The organism is uncultured Gelidibacter sp., from assembly GCF_947500795.1.
Taxonomy (GTDB): Bacteria; Bacteroidota; Bacteroidia; order Flavobacteriales; family Flavobacteriaceae; genus Gelidibacter.
Genome location: NZ_CANMTE010000008.1, coordinates 84221 through 105723, shown reverse-complemented (window position 1 = coordinate 105723; position 21503 = coordinate 84221). Strand labels below are relative to the sequence as shown.

15 protein-coding genes and 2 tRNA genes are annotated in these 21503 nt (G+C 37.5%); 14 read left to right on the top strand and 3 right to left on the bottom strand.

The window, feature by feature from the left end:
* The first annotated feature begins 210 nt into the window (after nt 1-210).
* Nucleotides 211-2661: a helix-turn-helix domain-containing protein gene (locus tag Q0947_RS14700; RefSeq protein ID WP_299399461.1), complete on the top strand. Its 2451-nt coding sequence runs from the start codon at nt 211-213 to the stop codon at nt 2659-2661.
* A 69-nt stretch (nt 2662-2730) separates the two neighbouring features.
* Here the strand turns inward: Q0947_RS14700 and Q0947_RS14695 are convergent, their stop codons facing one another.
* Nucleotides 2731-3873 carry an acyl-CoA dehydrogenase gene (locus Q0947_RS14695; protein WP_299399457.1) on the bottom strand — a complete coding sequence of 381 codons (1143 nt, stop codon included), beginning with the start codon at nt 3871-3873 and terminating at the stop codon, nt 2731-2733.
* An 89-nt stretch (nt 3874-3962) separates the two neighbouring features.
* Between Q0947_RS14695 and Q0947_RS14690 the strand changes: the two genes are divergently transcribed.
* From Q0947_RS14690 to Q0947_RS14645, 10 genes are all read left to right on the top strand, one after another.
* Nucleotides 3963-5027, top strand: a complete 1065-nt coding sequence (locus tag Q0947_RS14690) for an anhydro-N-acetylmuramic acid kinase (RefSeq protein WP_299399454.1) — start codon at nt 3963-3965, stop codon at nt 5025-5027.
* Nucleotides 5028-5150: 123 nt separating this feature from the next.
* On the top strand, nt 5151-6377 hold the full coding sequence (locus Q0947_RS14685) for a Glu/Leu/Phe/Val dehydrogenase dimerization domain-containing protein (protein ID WP_299399451.1): 1227 nt from the start codon (nt 5151-5153) through the stop codon (nt 6375-6377).
* Nucleotides 6378-6587: 210 nt separating this feature from the next.
* A complete protein-coding gene (locus tag Q0947_RS14680; RefSeq protein ID WP_243835866.1) occupies nt 6588-7283 on the top strand; it encodes a MotA/TolQ/ExbB proton channel family protein in 696 nt (231 codons plus the stop codon).
* A gap of 117 nt (nt 7284-7400) precedes the next feature.
* Complete coding sequence (locus tag Q0947_RS14675; protein WP_133759086.1) at nt 7401-7793, top strand: biopolymer transporter ExbD; 393 nt, start codon at nt 7401-7403, stop codon at nt 7791-7793.
* Between the two features lie 31 nt (nt 7794-7824).
* A complete protein-coding gene (locus tag Q0947_RS14670) occupies nt 7825-8712 on the top strand; it encodes an energy transducer TonB (protein WP_299399444.1) in 888 nt (295 codons plus the stop codon).
* A complete protein-coding gene (locus Q0947_RS14665) occupies nt 8713-9933 on the top strand; it encodes a folylpolyglutamate synthase/dihydrofolate synthase family protein (RefSeq protein ID WP_299399441.1) in 1221 nt (406 codons plus the stop codon).
* 60 nt (nt 9934-9993) lie between these two features.
* Nucleotides 9994-10068: transfer RNA gene (locus tag Q0947_RS14660), tRNA-Val, on the top strand.
* A 43-nt stretch (nt 10069-10111) separates the two neighbouring features.
* A tRNA-Val gene (locus tag Q0947_RS14655) sits at nt 10112-10186 on the top strand.
* Between the two features lie 253 nt (nt 10187-10439).
* Nucleotides 10440-11978, top strand: coding sequence for an arylsulfatase (locus Q0947_RS14650; protein WP_299399438.1), 1539 nt, complete (start codon nt 10440-10442; stop codon nt 11976-11978).
* Between the two features lie 82 nt (nt 11979-12060).
* Complete coding sequence (locus tag Q0947_RS14645) at nt 12061-12210, top strand: hypothetical protein (RefSeq protein WP_299399436.1); 150 nt, start codon at nt 12061-12063, stop codon at nt 12208-12210.
* 51 nt (nt 12211-12261) lie between these two features.
* Here the strand turns inward: Q0947_RS14645 and murF are convergent, their stop codons facing one another.
* Both murF and gldJ read right to left on the bottom strand, forming a co-directional pair.
* On the bottom strand, nt 12262-13548 hold the full coding sequence (gene murF / locus Q0947_RS14640; RefSeq protein WP_299399433.1) for a UDP-N-acetylmuramoyl-tripeptide--D-alanyl-D-alanine ligase: 1287 nt from the start codon (nt 13546-13548) through the stop codon (nt 12262-12264).
* Nucleotides 13549-13615: 67 nt separating this feature from the next.
* Entirely contained in the window at nt 13616-15283 is a 1668-nt protein-coding gene (gldJ, locus tag Q0947_RS14635) for a gliding motility lipoprotein GldJ (protein WP_299399430.1), read from the bottom strand.
* 327 nt (nt 15284-15610) lie between these two features.
* On the opposite strand from gldJ, the gene porU reads away from it, so the two are divergent.
* The 3 genes from porU to cdd all read left to right on the top strand — a co-directional run bounded on the left by porU (nt 15611) and on the right by cdd (nt 21330).
* Nucleotides 15611-19468: a type IX secretion system sortase PorU gene (gene porU, locus Q0947_RS14630; RefSeq protein ID WP_299399427.1), complete on the top strand. Its 3858-nt coding sequence runs from the start codon at nt 15611-15613 to the stop codon at nt 19466-19468.
* Nucleotides 19469-19540: 72 nt separating this feature from the next.
* Complete coding sequence (gene porV, locus Q0947_RS14625) at nt 19541-20743, top strand: type IX secretion system outer membrane channel protein PorV (RefSeq protein WP_299399423.1); 1203 nt, start codon at nt 19541-19543, stop codon at nt 20741-20743.
* Between the two features lie 104 nt (nt 20744-20847).
* Nucleotides 20848-21330 (top strand): cytidine deaminase, encoded by a 483-nt coding sequence (gene cdd / locus Q0947_RS14620; protein ID WP_299399420.1) that lies wholly within the window; start codon nt 20848-20850, stop codon nt 21328-21330.
* Nucleotides 21331-21503 lie beyond the last annotated feature (173 nt).

Sequence of the window (21503 nt, the reverse complement as noted above, 5' to 3'; positions counted from 1 at the left end):
CCTCGTGGGAGAGTAGGACATCGCCTTTTTTAGAGAATCCCCAACATTTATTTGTTGGGGATTTTTTTGTTTGTATACTTTTCAATCCACCAGTTTGAACGGATCTTCGCCTAATCATCATAACGATACTTTCTTCCTTAATTTAAGGATGCGCTCTGCCGCAATCTTATCGAATTTGCGTAAATTCCAATCTGTTTAGAACACCGTGACATGGATACCAATAAAGAATTAGAATTAGCCAAGGATTTTGTTAATAATACCAACCGAAGTATTTTCTTGACAGGAAAAGCGGGGACTGGTAAAACAACCTTCCTGCATAATCTAAAAAAAGATTCTTTAAAGCGCTTGGTTGTTGTAGCACCAACGGGTGTTGCCGCTATTAACGCAAAAGGGGTAACGATTCACTCCTTCTTTCAATTGCCATTTGGTCCCATTCTCCCTGATGCTGAACTCAGTAATTCCGGAGGTTTCAATAAGAAATTCAGTAAAACTAAAATTGACATCATCAAATCAATGGACTTATTGGTTATTGATGAGATCAGTATGGTGCGTGCTGATGTTTTGGACGCCATCGATAAAACCTTACGTCGTTATAGAACACGTGATAAAGTGTTTGGTGGAGTTCAGGTTTTGATGATTGGCGATTTACAACAATTATCGCCAGTGATTAGGGATAATGAATGGCAATTATTGAAATCATACTATCAAACGGGTTTCTTTTTTAGTAGTAGAGCGTATCAGGAGGCGAATACAATCACTATAGAACTTAGGCATATCTACAGACAGGAAAATCCAAAATTCATTCAAATTTTGAATGAAATTAGGACGAATACCTTATCTGCTGCTGCAGCTGAAGAATTAAATAAACGCTACATTAAAGATTTTAGCCCTGATCCTAAAGAAGGCTATATCGAATTGACCACACATAATAATCGCGCAGAACGTGCTAATAGTGCAGAGTTAGAAGCGTTATCATCCAAAGAAAGGACTTACAGAGCAAAAATTGAAGGTAAATTCCCTGAGTTCTCCTATCCAAATAGTGAGGAAGTAAAACTTAAAGTCGGTGCGCAAGTCATGTTTATTAAAAATGACAGTTCACCTGAAAAACGTTATTTCAATGGGAAAATTGGGAAGGTAATTCTGTTGGATAAAGATGAAGTTGTGGTAAGTTGTCCTGACGACGATTTTAATATTGTGACGACGCCCGAAGTTTGGGAGAATATCACGTACACCGTTCACCCAGAAACAAAAGCCATCACCGAAGATAAAATAGGTTCTTTTACCCAAATGCCGTTGCGCTTGGCTTGGGCTATTACCATACATAAAAGTCAAGGGTTAACCTTTGAAAAGGCCATTATTGATGCACAAGGAGCGTTTGCACACGGACAGACTTATGTGGCTTTAAGTAGATGCAAATCTTTAGAAGGTTTAGTTCTTAAAAGTAAAATCGATTCTAATCAAATTATTAATGATGTGCATGTCACCTCATTCAACAAGACAGCTGAAGCACAACAACCCAATGAAACTATTCTGCATTCTGCAAGAGCTACTTTTCAATTGGAAGGCATTCAGGAGGTGTTTGATTTCTATCCGTTTTTGTTTCCTATTAATCGCTTATTGGATGTGTTCTATAAAAATAGAGGCAGCATCACAGGTCGTATGGAAGAGCCATTAATCACTGTAAAAGATGTGCTCCCTAATTTACTTAAGGTGAGCAGTAGTTTCAATAATCAGTTGAGACAACTGTCGGATACCGATGTATTACCGGAGCAAAATGCAATTCTACAGGAGCGTTTTATGAAAGCTAAGGCCTATTTTAAATCTGAAACAGAAACTAAAATTATAGCTGCACTGAATTCGCTCAGTTATACCACAGATAATAAAGCGATAGAAAAGGACATTGAAAAACAGTTAGACACGCTTGAAGAATTGTTAACTGTGAAACGCTCTTACTTTAATGGCTTTAACGATGGATTTACGACTCATGAGTTTCTTGCATTAAGGGCAAAATCTATTTTCTTGAAAAAAGAGGCACCAAAAAAATCCAAGGCGACGGTTGTAGATGGCACGGTTAACATTGAACTTTTTGAATTGCTGCGCGAATTGCGTAATGAAATAGCTGCTGAAAATGATCTGATCCATTACCAGATATTTACGCAGAAAGCATTATATGAAATATGTGAAGTGCTTCCAATCAATAAAAACGAGCTTTTGGAAATCAACGGATTTGGAAAAGTGCGGGTTGATAAATACGGGAGTCGAATATTGGAAGTGATAAGAGCTTACTGTGACGAAAATAATATTGAAACTGATGATACGTTAGAGTTTCAAGAACCTGTTGCGTCAAAAAAAAAAGTAAAGAAGGGTGATTCCCATAAATTATCCTTGGAATTATTTCAGGCCGGAAAGTCGATATCAGAAATAGCGAAGGAGCGCGAACTGGCCGAAACAACCATATTTGGTCATTTAGCAAAATTTGTAGCAACAGGCGAAGTAGAAGTAACTGCGTTAATTTCAGAAACGCATTATGAGGAATTGCGACAACTCATCCCAAAGCAAACGTATGATAACCTGACGGATTTAAAAACGAAGTTGGATCAGAAATATAGTTACAACGATATTAAGTTGGTTTTGGAAACCTTGAATACAAAACAACGTTAGTAAGGAAATTACAATGCATAAAAAAGGCGCAACTCAAGTTGCGCCTTTTTCTATAAAATTTAAAACTATTTAAGCTTTAATAATATTTCGCGAAATAACGATTTTTTGAATTTCAGAAGTTCCTTCATAAATCTGGGTGATTTTTGCATCACGCATTAATCGCTCTACATGATATTCCTTCACAAAACCATTTCCACCGTGAATTTGAACAGCTTCAACCGTATGTTCCATTGCTACTTTAGAAGCATATAATTTTGCCATTGCGCTAGAAACATCATAATTGTTACCTTGATCTTTATCCCAAGCAGCTTTCATTACCAAATGGCGCGCAGCTTCAATATCTACATGCATATCGGCAAGTTTAAAAGCAATAGCTTGATGGTTGCAGATTTCCGTTCCAAAAGCTTTACGTTCTTTAGAATATTTAAGTGCTAATTCATAAGCGCCTGCAGCAATTCCTAATGCTTGGGCAGCAATACCAATGCGCCCTCCAGAAAGCGTTTTCATTGCGAATCTAAATCCAGCGCCATCTTCACCAATTCTGTTTTCCTTGGGAACTTTAACATCATTGAATTGTAGCGTATGCGTATCACTTCCTCTAATTCCTAATTTATCCTCTTTTGGTCCAATATCAAATCCAGGAGTTCCTCTTTCAACTATAAAAGCATTAATGCCATGAGAGCCTTTATGCTTGTCAGTTTGAGCAATTACCAAGTAAACATCAGCGCGACCGCCATTAGTGATCCAGTTTTTTGTACCGTTAATTACGTAATGATCTCCTTTATCTTCCGCAGTAGTTCTCTGAGATGTAGCATCACTACCAGCTTCTGGTTCACTCAAACAAAATGCACCAACAAACTCACCTGTAGCAAGTTTTGTAAGGTATTTTTGTTTTTGTTCTTCACTTCCAAAAGCCTCTAAACCATAACACACCAACGAATTATTTACAGAAACAATTACTGAAGCAGACGCATCAATTTTAGATAATTCCTCCATGATGAGCACATAAGAAATAGCATCCATTCCGCTGCCGCCATATTTAGGATCAACCATAATTCCCATAAAACCAAGTTCACCCATTTTTTTGACGAGTTCTTGTGGAAATGTTTGTTTATTGTCACGTTCAATAACACCCGGAAGGAGTTCAGTGATGGCGAAATCGCGAGCAGCGTCGCGTACTAATTTATGTTCTTCTGTAAGGGTAAAATCCATATGTTATGTGCGTATTGTTAATTTTAATAATGGCTACAAAGATAGGGTTTTACTAGTATTTTATCAATTTGAATGATTATTTTTACAGTATGGACAAAAATCACTACAACGTTTTAGGAATAATGTCAGGTACATCCTTGGATGGGGTGGATGTGGCACACTGTATATTCGAAAAAAATGGCGCATGGAAATTTGAAATTAAGGCGTCAGAAACCTATAGTTATCCTGCCGATTGGCTTACGAAGTTGAAAGATTTGGTAAAATTAAATCTGGATGAATTAAGGGAATTGGATGAAGAATATACCTTGTTTTTGAGTGAAGTGATTCAAAAGTTTATAACAGAACATAACATCGAAGGTTTGGATGCAATTTGTTCTCATGGCCATACTGCCCTACACCAACCTGAAAATAAGCTTACCTATCAAATTGGAAACCTACCAAAACTTGCAACGCTTTTGAATGCCACTGTAGTGTGCGATTTTCGGGTTGAAGACGTGGAATTAGGCGGACAAGGAGCGCCATTGGTACCTATTGGTGATGAATTACTCTTTCCTCAGTATAATTTCTGTTTAAATCTTGGCGGATTCGCCAATATCTCTACTCATATTAATGGCAAGCGTATTGCGTATGATATTTGTCCTGTAAACATTGTACTTAACCATTATGTAAGCACGTTAGGCTTAGCCTATGATGACGGTGGAAAAATCGCGCGTTCTGGCACAGTACATCAACCGTTACTAGACGCTCTAAATGCTTTAGATTTTTATAAAAGTCCCTATCCAAAATCATTAGGATTGGAATGGGTGAAAAGTGAAATCCTTCCTTTAATAGATGCTTATCATCTGGACATGAAAGATATCTTGCACACCTTTGTAGAGCATGTGGCTAATCAAATATCCAATGAAATCAATCAACAAAAACAAGCATCTGTGCTCACGACAGGCGGTGGTGCTTTTAATACTTTTTTGATGGAACGAATAGCGCATCACACACAAAACAAGATCATAATTCCTGACAAATCAATTGTAGAAAATAAGGAAGCACTCATATTCGCTTTTCTTGGGGTTTTAAAACTTCGCAATGAAAATAATTGTTTGAGCAGTGTTACTGCAGCCATAAAAGACCATTCCTCAGGTAAAATATATAATCCATAATATTATTATAAAATTAATTTAAACCGAACCATTGTTTTTTATATTTGCTAGGGAAATTTTAAACTCTTGAAGCGATGTTTTAGCTTAGAGATTAACATAACCAAATTGAACCAACAATACCAAATGAAAGAATTACTTCAGAAGTACGAAGACAAAGAACCAGAAATAGTATTTAATTGGAAAGATCCAGAAACTGAAGCAGAAGGGTGGACCGTCATCAACTCACTACGAGGCGGAGCTGCCGGTGGTGGCACACGTATGCGCAAAGGGCTTAATCTTAATGAAGTATTGTCCTTGGCCAAAACCATGGAAGTGAAATTCACGGTCTCCGGACCAGCCATTGGTGGTGCTAAATCAGGAATCAATTTTGATCCTCAAGATCCAAGAAAAAAAGGCGTTTTAGAGCGCTGGTATAAAGCAGTTTCACCATTACTGAAAAGTTATTATGGTACAGGTGGCGACTTGAATGTTGATGAAATACATGAAGTTATTCCAATGACCGAAGAAACTGGCGTTTGGCATCCTCAAGAAGGCGTGTTTGAAGGCCATTTTAAACCAACCCAAGCAGATAAAATTAACCGCATCGGGCAATTACGCCATGGTGTAATTAAGGTTATCGAAAATCCAAAATATTCTCCAGACGTCAGCAGAAAATATACTGTAGCCGATATGATTACAGGTTTTGGTGTTGCAGAAGCCGTCAAACATTTTTATGATGTTCACGGTGATGGTGTTGAAGGGAAACGTGCCATCGTACAAGGATTTGGGAATGTAGGTGCTGCGGCAGCATTTTATCTTTCTCAAATGGGAGCAAAGGTGGTCGGTATTATTGATATTGTAGGCGGTCTTATTAATGAGGAAGGCTTTACATTTGAAGAAATAAAAACACTATATCTCAATAAAACGGGGAATACACTCGTTAGTGATGCGCTCATTCCTTTTGATGAAATCAACACTAAAATTTGGTCTTTAGAGGCAGAGATCTTCTTGCCTTGTGCTGCATCCCGTTTAATTACTAGAGCTCAGATTGATCAAATGGTCGATTCTGGACTAGAGGTTATTTCGTGTGGTGCGAATGTGCCATTTGCAGATAAAGAAATCTTTTTTGGGCCGATAATGGAGTATACGGACAATAAAATAAGCCTTATTCCTGATTTCATATCCAATTGCGGTATGGCAAGAGTGTTTGCTTATTTTATGGAACAAAAAGTGCAAATGACGGATGATGCTATTTTTAATGACACATCAAACCGAATTAAGCAAGCCATAAAAAGAGTATATAGTAAAAATCAAAGTAAAACAGGGGTGAGTGAAACTGCCTTTGAAATTGCTTTGAGCCAACTGATATAAGCTTCGGCTTATGGCAGCAAAACAAGTTTTTGTTTAGGTCAGGAAAATAATAGGTGAGCCGTAAGATGCTAAAATGTCTTATTATCAGCACTATTCAGCTTTCAAACTCGAGCAATTACCATTATGTTTGCAGAACACAATTTTAAATTATACTTAAGTTAAATTTTAGACGTTTAAACACTAATTACAAAAATTTTAATCATTACATATATGATGTTACAGAATGAAATTCAAGAGGGAGCAGAACTAATTCCAGATGGTGAATCAGTAGAAAAAACCTTATCAATTATTGAATTGATCGGAAGTGGTGGTACCGCCGGAATGGTCATAATTGCCCTTTTATTCGTATTGTTAGTATTTGCAATTTATATTTATTTCGAAAGATTATTCGCTATAAAGGCAGCCTCTAAAATCGATGCCAATTTTATGAATCAAATAAAGGATCATGTGTCTAATGGCAAAACGGATTCTGCACAAATATTATGTGCACAAGTGAATACGCCTGTATCACGCTTGATCAATAAAGGAATCAGCCGTATCGGGAAACCTTTGGAAGATATTAATACTGCCATCGAAAATGCAGGACGTTTGGAAGTTTATGAATTGGAGCGTAACGTGAGTGTGCTTGCTACTATTTCTGGAGTAGCGCCAATGATTGGATTCTTAGGAACAGTTATCGGGATGATTTTATCCATTTTTGAAATCGCAAACTCGGGAGGTCAAATTGATATTAAATTGTTGGCTGACGGACTTTATACAGCAATGACCACTACAGTTGGTGGATTAATTGTTGGTATTGTAGCGTATATGGCCTACAATCACTTGGTTGTTAAGACAGATAAAGTGGTGTATCAAATGGAGGCCAACTCATTGGAGTTTTTAGATCACTTGAACGAGCCAATCTAAATCAGCAACTTAAAATCTTAAGTCTTGCGACTTGAGTTTTATAGTGAAGATTGATATGAATGCGTGATGCATGTATCTAAACTAAGGAATAAGAATAATTTTGAGTAACTCGTATCTATGAATATAAGAGGAAGAAATAAAGTAACACCAGACTTTAATATGTCGTCAATGACAGATATTGTCTTTTTGTTATTAATATTTTTCATGTTGGCATCAACTTTGGTAACCACTAATGCTATAGACATTCTGTTGCCAAAAGCAGATGGAAAAACGGAAAACAAAAAATCAGTAGCTGTAAGTATTACGAAAGATCTAAATTATTACATCGATCAAAAACTTGTAGGAGAATCTGTTTTGGAGTACGAATTGAAAGAAGCGCTTGCAAATCAGGAGCAGCCAACAATAGTTTTAAGAGCTGAAAAATCAGTATCCATTGAAAATGTTGTTAAAGTGATGGATATTGCCAATAGAAATAAATTTAAAGTGATTTTGGCCGTAAAGCCTAATTAGTATAGAACCATTTTAGCACCATAGCACACACATGAAGTATTTTGAGACCAAACATGAACGCAATTCTGCAAAAATTACCACACTTATTGTGGTCATTTTGTTGTTGCTATTATTTGTGGTTGGGCCTCCTTATATGGATCCGCCTTTAGAATATGGTGTAGCGGTAAACTTCGGGAATTCAGAAGTAGGAAGTGGCGATGTACAGCCACTACAGCCTGTCAAATCTGAACCAAAAGAAGTGGTTAGTGAACCGGTTGTAAAAGAAACAAAAGTAGAGGAGGTAAAAACTGAGCCTATAAAATCGCAACAGCCTGCAGAAAATGTAATGACCGCAGATAATGCAGAAGCTATTGCAATGAAAAAGCAAAAAGAAGCGGCTGATGCTAAAGCGCAAGCAGAGGCGAAAGCAAAAGCTGAAGTTGAACGTGCCCAAAAAGCAAAAGAAGCTGCAGAAGCTAAAAAGCGTCAAGAGGAAGCGGATAAACGCGCGAAATTGGATGCCTTAATTGGTGGTGTTAAAAAATCTGAAGGCACAACAACCGGCGGCGAAGGAAATGATGGAAGGCCAGGAGATAAAGGACAATTGGATGGTGATCCATATGCACCAAGTTATTTTGGACAACCTGGTACCGGAAGTGGTGGCAGCGGAAGTGGCTATGGCTTAAACGGAAGAGGTAGACCAACCAATGGTAAAGTAGTGCCTGATTGTGATGAAGAAGGTCGAGTGGTTGTAGAAATTCATGTGAATAGAGAAGGCCGTGTGGTCAATGCAATACCAGGTAAAAAAGGAACTACAGGTAACTTATGTCTCTATGAAGCCGCTAGAAAAACGGCGATGACCTATAAATGGCCGGCCGATTCAAAAGCACCAGCAACACAAATAGGATTTGTAAAAATCGATTTTAGCGTAACTCAATAAATGACTTATCAAGATACTGTCAACTGGATGTTTCAACAGTTACCAATGTATCAAAACCAAGGCAAAACAGCTTACAAAGCCAACTTGGATAATACACTGCTCTTAGCGAAACACCTCCAAAACCCCGAACTTAATTTTAAAAGTATTCACGTAGCCGGCACCAATGGTAAAGGCTCAACCAGCCATATGCTCGCGTCCATTTTACAGGAGGCAGGCTATAAGGTGGGACTTTATACATCGCCACATCTAAAAGACTTTAGAGAACGCATCAAAATCAATGGGAACGAAGTTTCTGAAGATTTTGTAGTGGACTTTATCGAAAACCATAAGGATTTTTTCGAATCGCATTCATTGTCATTCTTTGAAATGACCGTCGGAATGGCATTCGATTATTTTTCAAAAGAAAAGGTCGATATCGCCATTATTGAAGTAGGAATGGGAGGCCGCTTGGATTCTACCAATATCATAACACCAGAAGTTTCGGTTATAACCAATATCGGATTAGACCACACACAGTTTTTAGGATCTACTTTAGAAGCGATTGCTTTTGAAAAAGGAGGGATTATAAAACCTCGGGTTCCTGTGGTTATTGGGCAAACCCAACCTGAAACCGAAAAGGTCTTTAAAGAGCTTGTGAATACACGTGGTTCAGAGATTCATTTTGCAGATCAACAAAAGGATGTCGTGAGCTATGAAAGCGATTTGAAAGGCTATTATCAAGAAAAGAACAAAGCCACCGTATTAGCGGCCATATCTATAATCCGTCAGAAATCTTTTGATATATCTGAAGAAGCGCTTAAAAACGGTTTTTTAAATGTTGTAAAGAACACAGGACTGAACGGTCGTTGGCAAGTGCTTCAGAACGAACCAAAGGTTATTTGCGACACGGCACATAATAAAGATGGCTTAGAATATGCCATGAAACAACTGTCAGACGAAAATTTCGAACAGCTTCATATGGTTTTTGGAGTGGTCAATGACAAGGATGTGGAACCTATTTTGCCACTTTTACCTAAGAATGCACTCTATTATTTTTGCAAACCAGATATTCCACGTGGCTTAGATGCCGAAAAACTAAAAAATATTTTTTTAAATCACGGTTTTGTTGGAGAGGCTTATGAGGGTGTTGCGCAAGCCTTAAGTGCTGCAAAACAACATGCTACAAAATCGGATGTTATTTATGTAGGAGGGAGCACATTTGTAGTTGCAGAAATAATTTAAAATTTTTTCAAAAAAGCTTTTGCAATATCAAAAACTCCTTTATATTTGCATCCCGTAACAGGGCGATTAGCTCAGCTGGTTCAGAGCACCTCGTTTACACCGAGGGGGTCGGGGGTTCGAACCCCTCATCGCCCACTAAAGTTCATACAATTTGTATGGACTTTTTTTTTGGTTACCAGGTCCATTAACTCAGCTGGTTCAGAGTGTCACGTCGACAACGTGGAAGTCACTGGTTCGAATCCAGTATGGACCACTTTTAAGAGATCAACTTCTTTATAGAAGTTGATTTTTTTCGTTTATAGCCTTTTGGTTCAAGATCTTTTTCTGGTAAAGAGATATTGTAATTTATATCCAAGCGTCCGCTTTCAGCATACGCACTAAAGAATTCAATTTTTTTTATTTACTTTACAACTACTTATTGGGTGGCTTGAGATTGTCATAATTGAATTTATAATATTCTAGTCGCACGCAATTATTTACATATTTAAATTAAAGATTCAATACTTATGAAGTCGTATTTATTCAGGAAGATGTTTTTGGTTCTAATGCTCAGTGGGCTTTTTTTATCGTGCAAGACTACTATCACTAAAGAAGTAGCCGCATCTACAAAAAGTCCTAATATCATAATTATTTATTTGGATGATTTGGGCTATGGCGATGTAAGCGCTTACGGAGCTAAAGCATTAGCGACTCCTAATATTGATAAATTGGCACATGGTGGCGTTATGTTTACTGATGGCCATTCATCTTCAGCAACGTGTTCGCCTAGCAGATACGCCTTGCTAACTGGTGTGTATCCTTGGCGGAATAAGGATGCTAAAATTCTTTCAGGAACGGCACCTTTATTAATTGGTACGGATCAGTTAACAATCCCTAAAATGTTAAGAGAAAAAGGCTACACTACGGGAATTGTGGGTAAATGGCATCTCGGATTGGGTGATGGGCACGTCAATTGGAACGAACGCGTAACTCCAGGTCCTAATGAAGTCGGGTTTGACTATTCTTATATTATGGCCGCTACGCAAGACCGCGTTCCAACCGTTTATATTGAAGATGGACTGGTGGCTAATTTAGATCCTAATGACCCTATTGAAGTTGATTACTCCCGTAATTTTGAAGGTGAGCCCACAGCTCTTGAGAGTCCTGAATTGGTAACAATGAAATGGCATCATGGACATAATAATAGTATTGTGAATGGCATTCCACGAATCGGTTTTATGAAAGGTGGGGAAGCCGCAAAATGGAGTGATGTCGATATGGCGGATGTGTTTTTAGATAAAGCACAACAATTTGTTCGAAATCATAAAAACGAACCATTTTTTCTTTATTATGCAATGCAACAACCACATGTGCCACGTACGCCACATCCTCGATTTGTTGGGAAAACCGGAATGGGACCTAGAGGCGATGTTATCGCGGAAGCTGATTGGTGTATTGGTGAATTTTTAAATACCCTTGAAAAAGAAGGATTAATGGAAAATACCTTAATTGTTTTTACCAGTGATAACGGACCTGTTTTAAATGATGGGTATTTTGATGATGCTGTTGAAAAGATTGGAAATCATGATCCAAATGGTGGATTGAGAGGAGGGAAGTACAGTTTGTTTGAAGCGGGTACTCGGGTGCCATTTATTACCTATTGGAAAGGTAAAATTGAACATCAGGTATCCGATGCATTGGTGAGTCAGGTAGATTTACTCTCATCACTTGCGAGTCTTGTTGGAAGTGATAAAAAAGGGCAGGATAGCGAAGCAATGATGGATGTTTTTATGGGACAGAATAATCAAGGTCGGAATGATCTCATTCTTGAAGCTGCAACAAAAACGGCTTTACGAAAAGGGGAATGGCTAATGATTCCGCCGTACAACGGACCCGCTAAAAATGATCATGTTAATATAGAACTTGGCAATAGTCAAGACTATCAATTGTACAACTTGAATGAAGATGTTGGGCAACAATACAATTTAGCGGATAAGCATCCTGAGAAACTTACGGAAATGATAAATACTTTTAATGTCATCCGCGGGAAGGATGATGCCAAATAATTGTTGAAATCGTTTGAATGGAGGTGAAGTAGTTAATTACCTGAAAGCGTCTTATTAATTGTAAACTGTTAAAAAGAAACACATGCCAAAACCAAAAGGTCAGAAAAACACGAAGAATAAGGCCAAGCACACCAAATTACTCAATAGGAAAATTAATAAGAAGAAGGCAGAAGAAGCGCTTCGAAAGGACCGACTGAAGGCTATTATCAAAAAAGCGAAGTCTGAAAGTTAATTGTACTTTAAGACTTCGCTCGTAAATATAGAATGGAATCGGTGTGTGATTTTATAAAATATCTAATACACGCTCCAAAGCCATCCCTCGTGAGCCTTTAATCAACAGGAATGAGTTTTCTATATCTTTACTGTTAAAATGGGATTTTAAATCTTCAAACGCTTCAAATTTCTTGATCCTATCACTGTTCACTGTTGTAGTCTTGTAGAAATTTTTACCAATCAAATAAACGTCGCCCAGTTTATTCTTTTCTAAGTAATCGACTATAAACTGATGTTCGCTTTCTGCAGTCTCTCCCAATTCAAACATATCACCCAAAAAAAGTATTTTATCATCTTGTTGCAGTTGGTTAAAATTCTCTAAAGCTGCTAACATGCTTGTCGGATTAGCATTATACGCATCCATAATAATGGTATTACTGCCTTTTTTAAGAATTTGAGACCTATTGTTTGTTGGCGTGTAATTTTCAATGGCATTGATGATGGCTTCATTATTAACTTCAAAATAGGAGCCAACAGCAATTGCGACTCCAATATTATTAAAGTTATAGGTGCCTGCAAGCTGACTTTGAATTTCAGAATCGTTGTACTTGAGCGTCACAAAAGGTTGTGATTTGATAAGCTCTAACATAGTATCTGAAGACGTCCGCAATCCGAATTTATAAACGTTTTCGTAGTTTAAGGTTTGCTTTACTTGCGTTGGATCATTTTCATTAACAAAGATTGTTTTATGATGTTTCGCTAAGAATTCATAGAGCTCAGATTTAGCTTTAATAACGCCTTCTAAACTTCCAAATCCTTCCAAATGCGCTTTTCCAAAATTGGTGATCAGTCCATAATCTGGACGCGCAATCTTGCATAGCAATTCAATTTCTTTCGGATGATTTGCGCCCATTTCCACAATACCGATTTCAATGGTCTCATTCATCTTCAGCAGCGTGAGTGGAACTCCAATATGGTTGTTTAGATTGCCTTGCGTAGCTGATGTTTTGTAGCGCTTAGACAATACGGCGTTGATTAACTCCTTGGTTGTGGTTTTTCCATTACTTCCAGTAAGCGCAATAATTGGGATGTTCAACTGCGTTCTGTGGTAGGTGGCAAGTTGCTGAAGGGTTTCTAAAACGTCATCTACTAATAGATAGCGTTCATCTTTCGCGAATTCCTTTTCATCTATAATACAATACTTGGCCCCAGATTCTAAAGCAAGCGTTGCGAATTTATTGCCATTAAAATTATCGCCTTTAAGTGCGATAAACAGGCAATCTTTTTCAATTTTACGAGTATCAGTACATACTGATGTGCATTCTAAAAAATGCTTATAAAGTGTTTCTATAATCATGAAATAAATGTAACAAAAAAGTCCTAACACAAGGTTAGGACTCTTTTAAAATTATTAACTATAAAAATTAGTTTCTTGATTTGTGGCTTCCTTTAGATTTTGAACCAACTCTAGACATTGCACATCTAAATCCGATATAATCCGTTGCCATATCTTGTGGGAAATAACGACGTTGTGCAGGGTCAATCCAGTACGCTCTGTCTTTCCAAGATCCACCTTTATAAACTCTCACATTGTCGTTTATTAAAGATGTTCTGTCATTCGATTTGTCAAATGATCTGATCATCGCCCCTGTAGAATCAACTTCTACTCTATGTTTTGGAGAGTTGTACATTTGTCTTGTGCCAGATCCAGCTTCACCTTCATCGAAGTTATCGCTATAATAACGTGACGATCTCTTATCTCCATCTCTGAAGTTTCTGTTATCGCTGACGTCAAAATTTGTTCTTAAATAAGAATCATCTTTAGTAATTGGCACTTGTAAAATTTCTCCTGGTAAATTTCTAGGAACAACTTGTCCGTTACTTAAAGTGTCATAAACAATATCTTGAGTCGTAAGTACTTTTACAGTACCATCTTCGTTAATTGCATTTTTAGTGTACACATTTCCACGGTAGTAGTTGAAATCATTGAATTCATCATCAACAATAGGTCTGTAAACATCCGCAACCCATTCCGCTACGTTACCTGCCATATCATAGATTCCAAAATCGTTTGGCTCATAAGATTTTACAGCATTGGTAATATCAGCCCCGTCATCAGACCAGCCTTGGATTCCGCCGTAATCACCTTTACCTTGTTTGAAGTTAGCTAATTGATCACCTCTAGATTTTCTTTTTCCAGAACGTGTGTATTGGCCACTCCAAGGGTATTTTTTTCTACCACGAATAGCATTGTAGTTTCTTAATTCATTCAACCCAAGTGCTGCATATTCCCATTCAGCCTCAGATGGTAAACGGTACTCTGGAGAGATAACTCCTGATTCTCTTTTAGCATAGATATTGATTGGATTACCTTCAGCATCCGTTTGTGGTTTTCTTTTCCCGCCTTCAAGAATTTCAGCGTTTCCACCATAAGTAGAACTAGGGCTGTTGATGTAGGTATCTGTATTAAAAGTGGCTTCTGCACTAACGTCTGTTAAACGTGCATCTTTCTTTAAATAACCGGCTTTTTCAAGGTACATTTCATTAACTCTGTCAGTTCTCCATTTTGCAAATTCAACAGCTTGTATCCAACTTACACCAACTACAGGATATTCACCATAACCTGGGTGACGCAAGTAGTTTTCAGTCATCATCTCACTATAACCAAGACGGTTTCTCCATACCAATGTATCAGGTAGGGCACTGTGATAGATTAAACGGTAATTTGGATCTTCTGGAGGATAAACACGCTTTAAATAATCTAGGTACTCTAGATACATTGCATTAGTTACCTCAGTTTCATCCATGTAAAATGACTGAACGTGAAGTTGGCTTGGAGTGTTATTCCAATCGTGCATAGGATCATCTTGCACTTTACCCATGGTAAAAGTTCCACCTTCAACAAAAACTAAACCTGGAGAAGTTTCTTGTTCTTTAAAATTGGTGTTGTATTGAAAGCCTCCATTCTTATCATTTATTTTCCAGCCCGTTGCTCTGGACTCGTTTGATGAAGATTTTTTACACCCAACCATTGCTAAAGAAAGCATTAGGGCAAATGCAATCCTTATATTAATGATGTTTTTCATATCCATACTTTTTAAGTAAGCTGATTAAATTTAGTGACGCAATATAGTAATTAAAGAGAAATTAACAACTGTTTTTATCAAATAGATTAAAAAAAAGTTGCATTTCATCCCTTTTTTTGCACACAACGTCGGATTTTTGGTCGTTTTGTCGATGTATTTAGTAGTTGAATAACGTCAGAAAAATGGTATTATTGTAGTGATTTTTAATAATTATAGATGCCTTCATTTGGTGGTGGGGTCGTAAAACTTCTTATTTCAGTCTATTATGGTGTTTCTAATGGTAGGAATATCAATTAATTATCATTATTTTTTGAGAATGAATCATACATGCAAATGAGGAAAATACTGCTTTGTCTTTTTGTTTTAATAGCATCTTTCGGATTTGCGCAAGAAAAGCGTTTTGATATCCATTGGAACGGGACTGTAATCTTGGAAACAGCGTATTCCACAATCCAAGTTCCTTCATTTGACAAAGACCATTTTAGCTTTGATACGCATTCTGGACTTAAATATTTTGTGCAATGGCCATCTGAAGGAACAATCAACAAAAATTCCGTGGTGCTTACCAACGTTTCGTATGAGACTATTTCTGTAGACGAATTGACTTCCATTCCTTTGGAAACTATCCCGGCAACCCCAAAACTGCACTTCCAAAATGTAAGCGCTAGAGAAAAAGCATTCGCCTATCTTGAGATTTCTCCTATAATTAAGGAGAATGGTGTTTATAAAAAGATTAGTTCATTTTCGATATCCTATAATACTAGATTAAATAGAGGCGATGTTCCGTTTGACGATGCTGTTGGGATAAGAAATTCCGTATTGAGTTCCGGAAATTGGTACCGCTTTTATGTGGATAAGTCTGGCGTTTTTAAATTGACCAAAAGTTTTTTAAATAGTCTAGGCGTAAACACAAACACTGTCGATCCGAGAACTATTAAAATTTACGGGAACGGCGGCGCCATGTTGCCTTTGGCTAATGCTGACCCGTACCCTTTAGACCTTACCGAAAATGCCATCAAATTTGTAGGAGAGGACGATGGGGAGTTTAACAGCAATGATTACATCTTATTTTATGCGGAAGGACCAACGGGATATAATGCGGATAGTAACACCAATCATAATGTGTTTACAGATAAAAGTTATTATTTTATAAATGTAAGTAGTGGTTTTGGGAAACGTATCCAAACGATGCCGCAACCTGAAGCTGCTTCAACTTACACGGTAAATACCTTTCAGGATTATCAGTTTCATGAAGTTGATGAGGTTAATGTTGTACGTGTTGGCAGACGTTGGTTCGGAGATCGGTTTGACATAGAACATCAAAAGGAATTCAAATTTAGTTTTCCAAATCTTGTCACTTCAGAGCCTGCGCATGTAAGAGTTTATGCGGCTTCCACTTCTGACGTGCCTACATATATGGAAGTAAAGATTAATGAAAACGTCGTTTCTAATCTTTCATTTGCCCCAATTGGTATGCCTGTTTTGGCGGATGGTAAATTTTTCAATAGTAATGTCAACTTAACGTCGCCCGACGTCAATGTTAAACTGACTTATAATAATTCAGGTAACCCAACCGCTCATGCTTATTTAGATTATATCTCCATTGAAGCTACACGAGGATTGGCTTTTTCAGGCAAGCAATTCACATTTAGAAACAGGAAAGTGGCAAGCGAACCAGGGATTGTCGCATATTCTATGGGCAATGCTGCTGCGGTTTCTGAAATTTGGGATATTACCGATAAATATAATGTGACCAGTGTGGTTAATACTGATAAGAACTCGACATTGAATTTCAAGTCGGTTTCCGGAATAGCCAAAACCTATTTAGCCTTAACGCCTTCTGATTATTATGAACCATTACGGGATGGAAAAAGCAATGTGAACAATCAGAATATTAAAGGCAACATTTTTAAGGATGATCAAGGTCAGTTTAAGGATGTGGACTATCTTATTATTACACCAAATAATTTGCTGTCTCAAGCTGAACGTTTGGCACAAATCAATAGAGAACAGAATAATCTCAATGTAAAGGTGGTCACTTTAAATGAGATTTATACGGAGTTTAGTTCCGGCAATCAAGACATTGCGGCCATTAGAAATCTCGTTCGTTACGTTTATCATAACGCAAGCAGCTCTGATAAAAGATTGAAATATTTATGCCTGTTTGGTGATGCTTCTTTTGATTATAAGGATAGAATTCCGAACAACACCAACATCGTTCCATCCTGGCATTCCTTAGATAGTTTTAGTTTGACAAATGCTTTTGTGTCTGATGATTTTTTTGGGATGATGGATAGTAATGAGGGCGATATGGAATCATCAAACAAACTTGATATTGCTGTAGGCCGAATTTTAGTTGAAACGCCGCAGCGCGCCAAGGAAATGGTCGATAAAATTGCGTTGTATTATAAAGATGCGTCTTACGGCAGTTGGAGAAATAATGTTATTGTCCTGTCTGACGATGTTGATGTGGCATGGGAACGTGTGTTACAGGAAACTACTGATGAGATAGGAAATACGATTACAGCTGAAAAACCATTTTTGAACGTGGTTAAAATTCATTCCGATGCTTATCAGCAACAAGCTTCAGCAAGTGGGGAGCGTTATCCTGACGTTAACAAGTCGGTGAAAGATGCTATTGAAGTAGGCGCTTTAGTGGTGAATTATTTTGGACATGGAGGTGAAGACGGATTAGCATCTGAGCGCATTTTCGATAAAAATGATTCGCAGGAAATCAGCAATTTCTGCAAGTTTCATTGTTTTGTGACGGTAACATGTGAATATACGCGGTTTGATAATCCTTATCGCCCAACGGCAGGAGAATATACCTATTGGAATACAAATGGAGGGGCCATTAGTTTGATTACAACAACACGTCAAATTTTTGTAAATGTGGGCGTTACTTTTAATGTCAAATTAGAAAAGTACCTGTTCGGATTTGGGCCGAACCAGCAACCTTCAATGGCCGAAGCCTTGCGTCTCACTAAAAATGACCCCGCGATATCCGGGATACAACAAAGACGATTGGTGTTTTTTATAGGAGATCCGGCTATGAAACTTGCCATCGCGAAACCAAACATTCAGCTGACAAAAATCAACGATAAGCCTTTAGGACAAACTAATGATACTTTAAAAGCATTGAGCAAAATCAAAATGTCTGGTGAGGTTCTTGATCCTGCCGGGAATGTGATGTCCAATTACAATGGTGTGCTTACCCCAACAATTTTCGATAAAGAAATACAGCGCAAAACATTGGGGAATAATAATGTGGCTCAGAACGGACAAAAGATTCAAATGGATTTTACCACCTTGGGCGAAAAAATATTTATTGGTCAAGCAACCGTCACCAATGGCCATTTTGATTTTGAATTTGTGGTGCCTAGAGATATTGGTGTGCCTGTAGGGAAAGGGAAAGTGAGTTTTTATGCCCAAACAGAAGGTCCTGTACAAGATCAGGCAGGAGCCAATTTTGATATTTTGGTTGGCGGCATCAATAAAAATGCAGAGATTGATAATACGGGACCAATCGTTAAACTCTATATGAATGATGAAAATTTTGTGTCAGGAGGAATTACCAATGAAGCGCCAACACTTTCAGCCAAATTGGAAGATCGTAATGGTATTAATACCGCTAGTGGCATTGGTCATGATATTGTGGCCATAATTGATGGTGATGAAACTAATCCTTTTGTGCTGAATGATTACTACAAAGCGCAAGTAGACGACTATACAAAAGGTGAAGTGACGTATGGATTTCGCGATCTTGAACCCGGACTTCACACCCTAACGCTGAAAGCTTGGGATGTCTACAATAACTCCAGCAGTGCTGAAATTCAGTTTGTGGTACACGATAAAGATCAGGAATTACAAATTGAAAACGTTCTAAATTACCCAAATCCCTTTATAAATTACACAGAATTTTGGTTCAACCACAATAGTTCGCAACCTTTAGACGTTTCTATACAGATATTCACCGTCTCAGGTAAGTTAGTGAAAACCATAAATGCGCAGACAAATGCCGGTGGATGCTGTAATGAAGGCGCTTCGTCCCTGTCCAGGGATATTGTATGGGATGGTAGTGATGACTTTGGAGATAAAATTGGAAAAGGCGTTTACGTTTACAAGCTTAAAGTACGTTCGAGTCAATTAAATAAGCAAGTTGAGAAGATTCAAAAACTTGTCATATTATAATAATCTATAATAATAATTTATATTTGTTAAATACTGAGGTCAGAAAGCTCTTGCAGTAATACTTAAAATCATATGAAAAAATACGTACTTATACTTATCACGTTAACCGTTTATAATTTTTCTTCAGCACAAGAAACGATCATCATTCAACCTAATGGGAGTCGTGTTATTACAACAGGAACTCCGTTTTTGTTAATTGCTTCTGACGCGCGAGCCGCTGGTATGGGAGATGTTGGAGTTGCTACTTCTGTAGATGCTTATTCCCAACAGTGGAATCAATCTAAATATGCGTTTTCTGAAGCAAAATCTGGAATTGGTGTGAGTTATACGCCTTATTTGAGCAAATTGGTAAATGATATTTTCTTAGGAAATGTCACTTATTTCAATAGAATTAATGAAAGAAGTGCGTTCGCTGCAAGTTTCAAATACTTTAGTTTAGGGGAAATTGAATTGGTTCAGGATGAATTTTCTGAAGCACTTATTGCAAAACCAAACGAATTGACTATTGATGCTTCTTACGCCTTGAGATTGTCAAATCAGTTTTCTATGGCGGTCGGATTGCGTTATTTGCGTTCGGATTTAAAGATTCAAGCCTTAGATAATTCGGCTAGCGCCGCAAGTTCAGTTGCTGTTGATATTTCTGGATACTATCAAAGTGAAGAACAAGCTTATGGCGATTTCAACGGAAGAACCCGTTTAGGATTCGCAATTCAAAATTTAGGTCCGAAAATTAAATATGATGATGGTGGACGTGAAAACTTTTTACCAACCAATATGAGACTTGGTGGTGGATTCGATTTTATTTTTGATGAATACAATACTTTGGCATTAACAGCTGAGGTTACTAAATTATTGGTGCCAACACCACCAATTATCGGTTATGAGGATACTAATGGTAACGGAAGACAAGATGGCGATGAGCCTACGTTTATCGTTAAGGGGAAATCTCAAGATGTTGGATTCCTCACCGGTGTTTTCCAATCTTTTGGTGATGCACCAGATGGATTTAGTGAAGAAATGAAAGAATTTACATGGGCATTAGGTGCGGAATATAAATACCAAGATTCATTTGCTTTTAGAGCGGGTTATTTTAATGAAAGTGAAGATAAAGGCGCACGTAAGTTTTTTGCTTTAGGTGCAGGATTCAAATACACAACCATTAATATTGATATGTCCTATTTGTTCTCAGCTTCAAAAATTCAAAGTCCATTAGAAAACACCTTGCGTTTTTCGTTGACATTTAATTTTGGCGACAGGCAGTACAGTGAATTCTAGTAGTATCAAATAGATTTAAGATTACAGAAAAACTATTGTTATTTAAAAACAATAGTTTTTTTGTCTCAATAAGTGTCGTATTTTTAAGAATAGATATAAAACCTATGAAGGAAATTAAAATTGAATCCCTACTTACTGTTTATGATAGTTTAGACGAACTTCCAAAGGATGTAATTTCGTTAATGGAAAAAGCGATGGAAGCACGGGACAAATCATATTCACCATACTCAAACTTTAGTGTTGGCGCTGCCATTCTTCTAGAAAATAATGAAATTATAACGGGCAGTAATCAAGAAAATGCATCTTATCCATCTGGCTTATGTGCAGAGCGAACTGCAATTTTTTATGCTGGTGCACAATATCCTGGGGTTGCTATGGTAAGAATGGCTATCATAGCTGGGTCAAAAAATAAGGTTACTGATGCTCCAATTCCCCCTTGTGGCGCCTGCCGTCAGTCTATTGCAGAATATGAAGTAAAACAAAACCAACCTATCGAACTCTATTTTATGGGAGAGAAGGGAAAGGTGGTAAAATCCCATTCTTTGGCAAATCTGTTGCCATTGGTCTTTGATAAATCCGTTCTATAACGTTTTCGTATAATTTTTACGATTTTCAGTTTTTTCATTACTGCTTAAAGTGTTACTTTTGTTAATCGTTTAGTGACGAACAATTTTTGCGAGTTTGAAAACGAACCAAAAATGGAGAGCTGGACTATTTCCACGCGAGTTGGGATGAACGGTTCTCTAAACTTAATGATGTA

What these genes read in the sequence shown, in the direction of transcription:
- Q0947_RS14690 (WP_299399454.1), top strand. Translation starts at nt 3,963, where the DNA reads ATGGACAAAAATCACTACAACGTTTTAGGAATAATGTCAGGTACATCC.
- porV (WP_299399423.1), top strand. Translation starts at nt 19,541, where the DNA reads ATGAAAAAATACGTACTTATACTTATCACGTTAACCGTTTATAATTTT.
- Q0947_RS14665 (WP_299399441.1), top strand. Translation starts at nt 8,713, where the DNA reads ATGACTTATCAAGATACTGTCAACTGGATGTTTCAACAGTTACCAATG.
- Q0947_RS14645 (WP_299399436.1), top strand. Translation starts at nt 12,061, where the DNA reads ATGCCAAAACCAAAAGGTCAGAAAAACACGAAGAATAAGGCCAAGCAC.
- Q0947_RS14670 (WP_299399444.1), top strand. Translation starts at nt 7,825, where the DNA reads ATGAAGTATTTTGAGACCAAACATGAACGCAATTCTGCAAAAATTACC.
- Q0947_RS14675 (WP_133759086.1), top strand. Translation starts at nt 7,401, where the DNA reads ATGAATATAAGAGGAAGAAATAAAGTAACACCAGACTTTAATATGTCG.
- porU (WP_299399427.1), top strand. Translation starts at nt 15,611, where the DNA reads ATGAGGAAAATACTGCTTTGTCTTTTTGTTTTAATAGCATCTTTCGGA.
- Q0947_RS14680 (WP_243835866.1), top strand. Translation starts at nt 6,588, where the DNA reads ATGATGTTACAGAATGAAATTCAAGAGGGAGCAGAACTAATTCCAGAT.
- Q0947_RS14695 (WP_299399457.1), bottom strand. Translation starts at nt 3,873, where the DNA reads ATGGATTTTACCCTTACAGAAGAACATAAATTAGTACGCGACGCTGCT.
- Q0947_RS14700 (WP_299399461.1), top strand. Translation starts at nt 211, where the DNA reads ATGGATACCAATAAAGAATTAGAATTAGCCAAGGATTTTGTTAATAAT.
- murF (WP_299399433.1), bottom strand. Translation starts at nt 13,548, where the DNA reads ATGATTATAGAAACACTTTATAAGCATTTTTTAGAATGCACATCAGTA.
- cdd (WP_299399420.1), top strand. Translation starts at nt 20,848, where the DNA reads ATGAAGGAAATTAAAATTGAATCCCTACTTACTGTTTATGATAGTTTA.
- Q0947_RS14650 (WP_299399438.1), top strand. Translation starts at nt 10,440, where the DNA reads ATGAAGTCGTATTTATTCAGGAAGATGTTTTTGGTTCTAATGCTCAGT.
- Q0947_RS14685 (WP_299399451.1), top strand. Translation starts at nt 5,151, where the DNA reads ATGAAAGAATTACTTCAGAAGTACGAAGACAAAGAACCAGAAATAGTA.
- gldJ (WP_299399430.1), bottom strand. Translation starts at nt 15,283, where the DNA reads ATGGATATGAAAAACATCATTAATATAAGGATTGCATTTGCCCTAATG.